Source organism: Agromyces seonyuensis, assembly GCF_009789225.1.
GTDB classification, from domain to species: Bacteria; Actinomycetota; Actinomycetes; order Actinomycetales; family Microbacteriaceae; genus Agromyces; species Agromyces seonyuensis.
This window is the reverse complement of record NZ_WSTA01000124.1, coordinates 1-8,604: the sequence shown is the minus strand read 5'-3', so window position 1 is coordinate 8,604 and position 8,604 is coordinate 1. Positions and strand designations below refer to the sequence as shown.

The following is an 8,604-nucleotide window of genomic DNA, read 5'->3' as shown; positions in this document are numbered from 1 at the left end:
GCCGGGGCGCCCTGCTGCTGCCGGCTCCGCTGCGCCTGCTCGCCCGCGACGCGCTGCGCCCGTGCGGTCGCCGCCTGCTGGAGCTGCCCGCGCTGGTTGCGCACCTCGACGCCGCCGGCGTCGCTCGGCGCCGTGTAGCTCAGCTTCTCCTGCGGGGCGCCGGCCTGCGAGAGGCCGCGGGCCTGGACCGTCGGGGTGCCCGCACTCGGCGCCTGCACCTCGACCTCGAGGTTGAACAGGAAGCCGACCGTCTCCTCGCGGATCGAGCCCATCATCTGCTGGAACATCGCGAAACCCTCGCGCTGGTACTCGACCAGCGGGTCGCGCTGCGCCATGGCGCGCAGGCCGATGCCGTCCTTGAGGTAGTCCATCTCGTAGAGGTGGTCGCGCCAGCGACGGTCGATGACCGAGAGCACGACGCGACGCTCGAGCTCGCGCATCGCCGGGCTGCCGAGCTGCTCTTCGCGGCGGGCGTAGGCGAGCTTCGCGTCGGAGAGGACCTCGCGGTGCAGGACCTCCCGCGTGAGCCGGCCCTTGCCGTCGGTCTCCGCGACGACCTCGTCGATCGTGATGTCGACCGGGTAGAGGGTCTTGAGCTCGGCCCACAGGGCGTCGAAGTCCCACTCGTCGGCCGTGCCCTCGGCGGTGTGCTGGTCGAGCACCTCGTCGATGACGTCCTCGAGGAAGCGCTGCACGCGGTCGTGCAGGTCGTCGCCCTCGAGGATCGCGCGGCGGTCGCCGTAGATGGCCTCGCGCTGGCGGCTGAGGACGTCGTCGTACTTGAGGACATTCTTGCGGATCTCCGCGTTGCGGGCCTCGACCTGCGCCTGCGCGGAGCGGATCGCGCGCGTGACGACCTTCGACTCGATCGCGACGTCGTCGGGCACGCCGCGGGACATGAGCGTCTCGGCGGCGCCCGCGTTGAAGAGGCGCATCAGGTCGTCGGTGAGCGAGAGGTAGAACCGGCTCTCGCCGGGGTCGCCCTGACGGCCGGAGCGGCCGCGGAGCTGGTTGTCGATGCGGCGCGACTCGTGGCGCTCAGTGCCGAGCACGTAGAGGCCGCCGGCGTCGCGGACCTTCTCGGCCTCGACCTCGACCTCGGCCTTGACCTGCTCGAAGACGCCGTCCCAGGCGGCTTCGTACTCGTCCGGCGTCTCGGTGGGGTTCAGGCCCTGCTCGTGCATGCGCTGCACGGCGATGAACTCCGCGTTGCCGCCGAGCATGATGTCGGTGCCTCGACCGGCCATGTTCGTCGCGACGGTGACGGCGCCGTGCCGGCCGGCCTGGGCGACGATCGCGGCCTCGCGCGCGTGGTTCTTGGCGTTGAGCACCTCATGCCGCACGCCCTTCTTGGCGAGCAGACGCGAGAGGTACTCGCTCTTCTCGACGCTCGTCGTGCCCACGAGGACCGGCTGGCCCGCCTTGTGGCGGTCGACGATGTCCTCGACGACCTGCGCGAACTTGACCTCTTCGTTCTTGTAGACGAGGTCGGCCTGGTCGATGCGCTGCATCGGCCGGTTCGTCGGGATGGCGACGACGCCGAGCTTGTAGGTCGACATGAACTCGGCCGCCTCGGTCTCGGCGGTGCCCGTCATGCCCGAGAGCTTGTCGTAGAGGCGGAAGTAGTTCTGGAGCGTGACCGTGGCGAGGGTCTGGTTCTCGGCCTTGACCTGCACGCCCTCCTTGGCCTCGATGGCCTGGTGGATGCCCTCGTTGTAGCGGCGCCCCATGAGGATGCGGCCGGTGTGCTCGTCGACGATGAGCACCTCGCCGTTCATGACGACGTAGTCCTTGTCGCGCTTGAACAGGGCGTTGGCCTTGATCGCATTGTTGAGGAAGGAGATGAGCGGGGTGTTGGCCGACTCGTAGAGGTTGTCGATGCCGAGGTAGTCCTCGACCTTCGCGATGCCGCCCTCGAGCACGCCGACGGTGCGCTTCTTCTCGTCGACCTCGTAGTCCTCGCCGGCGACGAGCCGCTTGGCGAGGTTGGCGAACTCGGTGAACCAGCGGTTCGCCTCGCCCGACGCGGGGCCGGAGATGATCAGCGGCGTGCGTGCCTCGTCGATGAGGATCGAGTCGACCTCGTCGACGATGGCGAAGTAGTGGCCTCGCTGCACCATGTCCGAGGCCTGCCAGGCCATGTTGTCGCGCAGGTAGTCGAAGCCGAACTCGTTGTTCGTGCCGTAGGTGATGTCGGCCGCGTACTGCTCGCGACGCTCGGCCGGGGACTGGCCGGCCACGATGCAGCCCGTGGTCATGCCGAGGGCGCGGAACACGCGGCCCATGAGCTCCGACTGATAGCCCGCGAGGAAGTCGTTGACGGTGATGACGTGGACGCCGCGGCTCGTGAGGGCGTTGAGGTAGGCGGCGGTCGTCGCGACGAGGGTCTTGCCCTCGCCGGTGCGCATCTCGGCGATGTTGCCGAGGTGGAGGGCCGCACCGCCCATGAGCTGCACGTCGAAGTGGCGCAGGCCGATGGTGCGGCGGCTCGCCTCGCGGACGGCGGCGAACGCTTCAGGCAGGAGGTCGTCGAGGCTCTCGCCGGACGCGTAGCGCTCGCGCAGTTCGACGGTCTCGTGCTTGAGCTCCTCGTCGGTGAGGGTCTCGAAGTCCTCTTCGAGGGCGTTGATCGCCTTGGCGTAGTTCTCGAGCCGCTTGAGCGTGCGGCCTTCGCCGACGCGGAGGACCTTTTCCAGAATCGAAGCCACGAATGCTCTCCCGTAGTCGTCGGGCGCGATACCCCAGCGGGGTGTTCGGGCGCGCCCGAAGCCGCCTTGCAGACGGCAATCATATCCATGCTACCGGCGTGCGACCTGGGCGTGCCCGCCCCGGCGGACGTGGCCGGGGACGGCATCCGACTCCCCGCAGCACGGCGCCCGGACCGTTCGGAACGGTCCGGGCGCCGTGCGCTCCGCGTGCGGCGATGCCGCAGCGGCGACCTCAGTCGGCCGCGGGCGTCGTATCGAGTCCGATCACGCCGTAGTCCCAGCCCTTGCGGCGGTAGACCACCGAGGGCCGAGCCGTCTCGGCGTCGACGAACAGATAGAAGTCGTGCCCGACGAGCTCCATGTAGTAGAGCGCGTCGTCGACGCTCATGGGCGTCGCGGCGAAGACCTTCTGCCGGATCACCACAGGGCTGTACTCGTCGGTCTCGTCCGTCTCGAGCTCGTCGATCGCGGGGATCGATCCGGTGCGGACCTGCTCGAGGACCTCGACGGTCGCCGCCTGCACGGCGACGTCGGCGAAGCCGCTCTCGGCCTGACGGCCGAGCGACACGCTGCCGTGGTGCGGGCGGTGCGCCTTGCGGCGGTCCTTCGCACGGCGGCACTGCTCGAGCAGCCGCGCGAGCGCGGCATCGAAGGCGGCGTACTTGTCGACCCCGTCCGATTCCGCTCGGATCACGGGCCCCTTGCCGACGAGCGTCAGCTCGACGCGGTCGGGGACCGCGGCGTTGTTGCGCTCGTTGTGGCGAGTGGCCTTGATGTGGAGCGTGTCCGCTTTCCCGTCGAGGCTGCCGATCTTCTCGGCCTTCTCCTCGACGTAGTCGCGGAATCGATCGGTGACCTCCAGGTTGCGTCCGACGATGTGCAGTTCCATGACGACCTCGCTCTCCCGGCCGGCTCCCGCCTGGGTTCTGAGGCGGGTCAACCGCGCCGTACTTCACGCTAACGCCGACCGCCCGCAATGTCACGGGGATTACCTCCGCGTTCGCTCCGAACCGGCGAACGCCGCGGGGTGCGTGCGGCGAAGGCGGCGCCCACGACCCGGCCGCCGGCCGCGCGCAGCGCCCGGATCGCCTCGCCGGCGCTCGCCCCGGTCGTCACCACGTCGTCCACGACGAGGAATACGCGACCGTCGAGCCGGCTCCGGGCGCTCAACGCGCCCGCGACGTTGCGGGCGCGGTCCTCGAGGGAGAGCCCGGCCTGGTCGGCCCGCTCGCGATCCGAGCGCAGCACCGGCGAGGCCGCGAGCCCGGCGCCCGCGAGCATCCGGTCGACGTGCCGGTACCCCCGGGACGCCCCGGCCGCCGACGACGACGGCACGCTCGCGAGCTCGACGACGCCGGGGCGGATGCCCGCGCCCCGCACCTCCTCGTCGCGAAGCGCCGCGGCGACGGCGGCCGCCAGGAGCGGCCCGAGCGCGCGCAGGGCGTCGGTGCGCCCTTCCTCCTTCCCCGCGTGCAGGATGCGCGCGATCGGAGCGTCGTAGTCCGTCGCGGCGAAGGCGAGCACGTCGCCGAGGACGAATCGGAACGGGTGCGCGGCGAGGGCGCCGCTGCAGTCGGCGCAGAGCGTCGCGCCGTCGGCCCCGCAGCCTGCGCAAGCGACGGGCAGGAGAACGGCCAGGGCGTCGAGCAGCAGGCGGTGGAATCGAGGGGTGGGCATCCCCGGATGCTCCGCGCATGCCGTCCTCCGCACCTGCCGGTCGACGCCGACCGGGACCCGGGGGCGCGAACCGGTGACCGGGAGGAGAGGCTACTGCGGCTGCAACTGCGTCGCGACGAGCCGGATGCCCTCCGCGCGCACCTGCCAGCCGACCCCGCTCGACCCGTCGAGCTCGCCGGAGGAGCGCAGCACGCGCGTGTCGCGGGCCGAGTTGCCGGCATCGAGCGCGACGCCACCCTCCGGTCCGCTGCGGATCGCCGAGGCGCCGCCGACCTCGATCGTCGTCAGCGTGGTCGCCGACGACCCGCTCAGCGCGACGACGGTGCCGGAGTCCGCCCAGACGACGTCGGCCCCGCCGCCTTCGACGCTCCCGATCCGGATCGGATCGCCGATCGCGACCGGCACACCGGACTCGTCGAGCATGATCGCGGCGGCGAAGAGCTGCGAGCGGCCGCCGACCTCCACGAGCGCGACGAGACGGGTGCCGTCCCGGGAGATCGCGAAGCCGTCGAGGGCGGATCCCGGCCACGCGGTGGCCAGGTCTCCCCGCTCGCCGTCGATCGAGGACCACCGCATCGACCCGGGGTGCGTGGACTGCGCGGTCCAGATGAGCCCTCGGGAGTCCACAGCGGGCTCGACGAGTCCGCCGCGTTCGTCGATCACGACCGAGGGGCTCCCGCGCGGCACGGCGTGCACGGTGCCGTCGGCGGCGCGCACCGCGACCACGTCGAAGCCCGGTCCGGCGCTCGCCGCCGTCGGCGAAAGCGCGACGACCTGGTCGGAGATCCCGGCGAGCGGTTGGATCTCGCCGTCGTCGAGGTGGCCGAAGACCGTGCCGTCGAAGACGAGCGAACGCGGGTCGATGCGGATGACGTCGTCGGGCTCAGGGTCGAGTTCCTCGGGCTCGACCGTCTCCCCGTTCACCACGAACCGCACGCTCGAGATACTCGGCACCCCGGCGAGGCTCGTCGTCAACTGCAGCCGCATGCGTTGCAGGGTCGTGGCGTCCGTCGGCGGCGTCCCCGTCAGCTCGACCTGCGCGACGCGGCCGGTCACGGGCACCGCATCCGGCGAGAGCCGCAGGTCGGCCGGGAACGCGTTCTCGACGCCGCCCTCGAGCCAATCGGCAGGACCGGCGAGCAGCATCCGGACGATGCTCGTCTGCACGGACGCGCGGTCGGCGAACCAGCGGATGTCGGGGACCAGGTCGCTCCAGCCCGGAGAATAGAAGTAGAGGGTGTGCGAAGCGTAGACGAGGTCGAAGTTCGACGAGTCGATGAGCACGCCCTGCGGCGCGCTCGAGATGCGCACCTCGCCGTCGACCTCCTCGAACCTGTAGTCGAGCGGGATGGCCGCGGACGACTCGGCCGCCTCGTACACGCCTGCTCCGTCGAGCGCGGCGATCGGGCTCGCCTGGACGCGCCACGCGTCCGCGGCGACCTCCTCGTACTCGCGGTCGGCGAGCAGATCGATCGTCGCGCTCGACTGCGGCAGCCACTCGTCCGCGAACGTCGGGGTGAGGAACTGGCGGGCGACCTGGTAGTTGCCGGTCGGGCTCGTCGCCGCGTCGATGAAGCCGCGGAGGATCGCCTCCGGCTCCGCACCCGGTGCGGGGCCGTCCGGAAGCAGCGCGAGGTTGCCGCGGCCGGACGAGGTGTCGGGGTCGAAGGCCTGCACCGGACCGGAGTCCGGGATCGACGCGCATCCGGTGAGGAGCGCGAGCGCGGCGAGCAGAGCGAGCGAGGTGCGTGCGAGACGTCGGCGGATCATGCGGCTCCCCCTCGTGGCAGCCGGATCGGCTCGCCCTCGTCGTCCGGGCCGAGCAGCAGCGGCGGCCGCACCTCCTCGAGCCCCGCGCGTCGGGGGATGGTGAGGCGGAACACCGACCCCTCCCCCGGCGACGACCAGACGTCGAGCAGGCCGCCGTGGGCGACGGCGTCCTCCATGGAGATCGCCAGTCCGAGGCCCGAACCGCCGATCCGGCGGGTACGCGACGGGTCGGCGCGCCAGAATCGGTCGAAGACGCGCGCGGCGTCCTCCGGCGTCATCCCGATGCCGTGATCGCGCACCGAGAGCGCGACCGCCTCCGACGTGCTGTCGACGGAGACGAGGATCGGGCGGCCCTCGCCATGCTCGATGGCGTTGCCGAGCAGGTTCCGCACGATGCGGCGCACCCGTCGGGGATCGACCTCCGCGTCGAGGTGGCCGCCGGGCGCGCGCAGTTCGATCTCGCTGCCGTGCTCCGCGGCGAGCGTGCGCATCGACTCGATGGCGTCGCCGGCGAGGTGGACGAGGTTCGTCGGCTCGCTCGCGAGCTCGACCGATCCGGCGTCGTAGCGGGAGATCTCGAGGAGGTCGGCCAGCAGCAGTTCGAAGCGTTCCGTCTGCGTGTGCAGGAGCTCGACCGTGCGCGCCGTCGTCGGGTCGAACTCGTCGACCTTGCCGTGCAGCACATCGCCCGCGAGGCGGATCGTCGTGAGCGGCGTGCGCAGCTCGTGCGAGACGTCCGACACGAAGCGCTGCTGCATCGTCGAGAGGTGGGCGAGTTCGCCGATGCGGTCCTGCAGGGACTCGGCCATGTCGTTGAACGAGCGTGCGAGCGTCGACAGCTCGTCTTCCCCCCGCTCGGGCAGACGCACGTCGAGCTCGCCGGCCGCGAGCCGGCGGCTCGTGTCGGCCGCCGTGCGGATGGGGTCGATCACGAAGCGCACGACGACGAGGGTGATGGCGCCGAGGATGAGGATCAGCGCGATCGCGCCGAAGCCGCCGACGAGCTGCATGAACGAGAGCGTCTCCTGCGCCTCGGCGAGCGAGTAGCCGATGTAGAGCTCGTAGCGGGTGCTGCCCGAGACGACGAGGTCGGAGGCGACGATCACGCCCGGCTCAGGGCCGTCGACGCCCGCGAGGCTCACCGACTGCGAGAAGCTCTCCCCCGGGTTCTGCTGGACGGCTTCGCGCAGCTCCGGGGTGATCGCCTCGGAGACGACCGGGCTCTCGCGATCGAGCGGGAGCGAGAACGAGCTCGATTCGCCGGGCACGCGCCGCAGCGCGACGTCGCTCGTGCCGGCCGTCGCGATGACGGCGTCGACGGCGGCGCTGAAGGCCGACTGCACCGCGGCCCGGTCGGTGGCATCCGACGCCTCGAGGATCGCCTGCGCGTTCGCCCGCGCCGCCTCCGACGTCGCCCGCGCCTGTGCGATGCCCGACTGCGTCAGGTTCTGCGAGACCGAGTAGAGCAGCGAGAGCCCGATGATGAGGATCGCGAGGGTCGAGAGCGCGAGCGTGACGGCGACCGTGCGGAACTGGAGCGAGTGCCGCCACAGCGCGCGCAGCCGATCGACGGCCGACCGCAGCGATCGGCCGGCTGCGGCGGTCGTCCCGGACACCGGCCGCCTACGCGCTCGCGCCGGCCCGGTACCCGACGCCGCGCACGGTCATGACGATCCGCGGGTTGTCGGGGTCGTGCTCGATCTTCGAGCGGAGGCGCTGCACGTGGACGTTCACGAGGCGGGTGTCGGCTTTGTAGTGGTAGCCCCACACCTGCTCGAGCAGCATCTCGCGCGTGAAGACCTGCTGCGGCTTCGATGCGAGCGTCAGCAGGAGGTCGAACTCGAGCGGCGTGAGGCCGATGCGCTCGTCGCCCCGGCGCACCTCGTGCCCGGCCGCGTCGATCTCGAGATCGCCCACGCGGATGGACTCGGAGCCGGCGTCGGCGCTCGGCCGCAGCCGCGTGCGCACTCGGGCGATGAGCTCCTTCGGGTTGAAGGGCTTCACGATGTAGTCGTCGGCACCGGACTCGAGGCCGCGGACCACGTCGGCCGTGTCGGACTTCGCCGTCAGCATGATGATCGGGGTGCCCGACTCGGCGCGGATGCGGCTGCACACCTCGATGCCGTCGAGGCCGGGGAGCATGAGGTCGAGGAGCACGAGATCGGGCTTCGCGTCGCGGAACGCGCCGAGCGCGCCGGAGCCGTCGCCCCAGAACACGGGCTCGAAGCCCTCGGAGCGCAGCACGATGCCGATCATCTCGGCGAGGGCGATGTCGTCGTCGACGACGAGGACGCGTTGGGTCATGCGGGGTTCCAGTCGAGTCGGCCGGGACGCCACGGTCCCGTTCGGGACAGCCTAGCCGTTCGCGGCCCGCCGGAGCCCGGCGGCCGCGCCCGCGCGGCCGCCGGTCCTGGCCGCCTGTGCGGGCGCGGTGTGGACGGCGGCGGCC

At 71.6% G+C, this 8,604-nt stretch carries 6 protein-coding genes; all 6 read right to left on the bottom strand.

Annotated elements, in window-relative coordinates; all coding sequences use genetic code 11:
* The coding region (gene secA / locus GB864_RS17430) for a preprotein translocase subunit SecA (protein ID WP_160426960.1) at window positions 1-2,708 on the bottom strand (2,708 nt) is incomplete at its 3' end.
* A gap of 232 nt (window positions 2,709-2,940) precedes the next feature.
* Window positions 2,941-3,648 (bottom strand): ribosome hibernation-promoting factor, HPF/YfiA family, encoded by a 708-nt coding sequence (hpf, locus tag GB864_RS17425; protein ID WP_336604069.1) that lies wholly within the window; start codon window positions 3,646-3,648, stop codon window positions 2,941-2,943.
* Between the two features lie 17 nt (window positions 3,649-3,665).
* On the bottom strand, window positions 3,666-4,385 hold the full coding sequence (locus GB864_RS17420; RefSeq protein ID WP_160426959.1) for a ComF family protein: 720 nt from the start codon (window positions 4,383-4,385) through the stop codon (window positions 3,666-3,668).
* Window positions 4,386-4,475: 90 nt separating this feature from the next.
* Entirely contained in the window at window positions 4,476-6,155 is a 1,680-nt protein-coding gene (locus tag GB864_RS17415; RefSeq protein WP_160426958.1) for an LpqB family beta-propeller domain-containing protein, read from the bottom strand.
* On the bottom strand, window positions 6,152-7,771 hold the full coding sequence (mtrB, locus tag GB864_RS17410; RefSeq protein ID WP_336604068.1) for an MtrAB system histidine kinase MtrB: 1,620 nt from the start codon (window positions 7,769-7,771) through the stop codon (window positions 6,152-6,154). Before mtrB ends, GB864_RS17415 begins: the two co-directional genes overlap by 4 nt.
* A gap of 7 nt (window positions 7,772-7,778) precedes the next feature.
* Entirely contained in the window at window positions 7,779-8,459 is a 681-nt protein-coding gene (mtrA, locus tag GB864_RS17405; protein WP_160426957.1) for an MtrAB system response regulator MtrA, read from the bottom strand.
* Window positions 8,460-8,604 lie beyond the last annotated feature (145 nt).

Coding starts and splice junctions, on each gene's coding strand:
- GB864_RS17415 (WP_160426958.1), bottom strand. CDS start 6,155: ATGATCCGCCGACGTCTCGCACGCACCTCGCTCGCTCTGCTCGCCGCG.
- mtrA (WP_160426957.1), bottom strand. CDS start 8,459: ATGACCCAACGCGTCCTCGTCGTCGACGACGACATCGCCCTCGCCGAG.
- GB864_RS17420 (WP_160426959.1), bottom strand. CDS start 4,385: ATGCCCACCCCTCGATTCCACCGCCTGCTGCTCGACGCCCTGGCCGTT.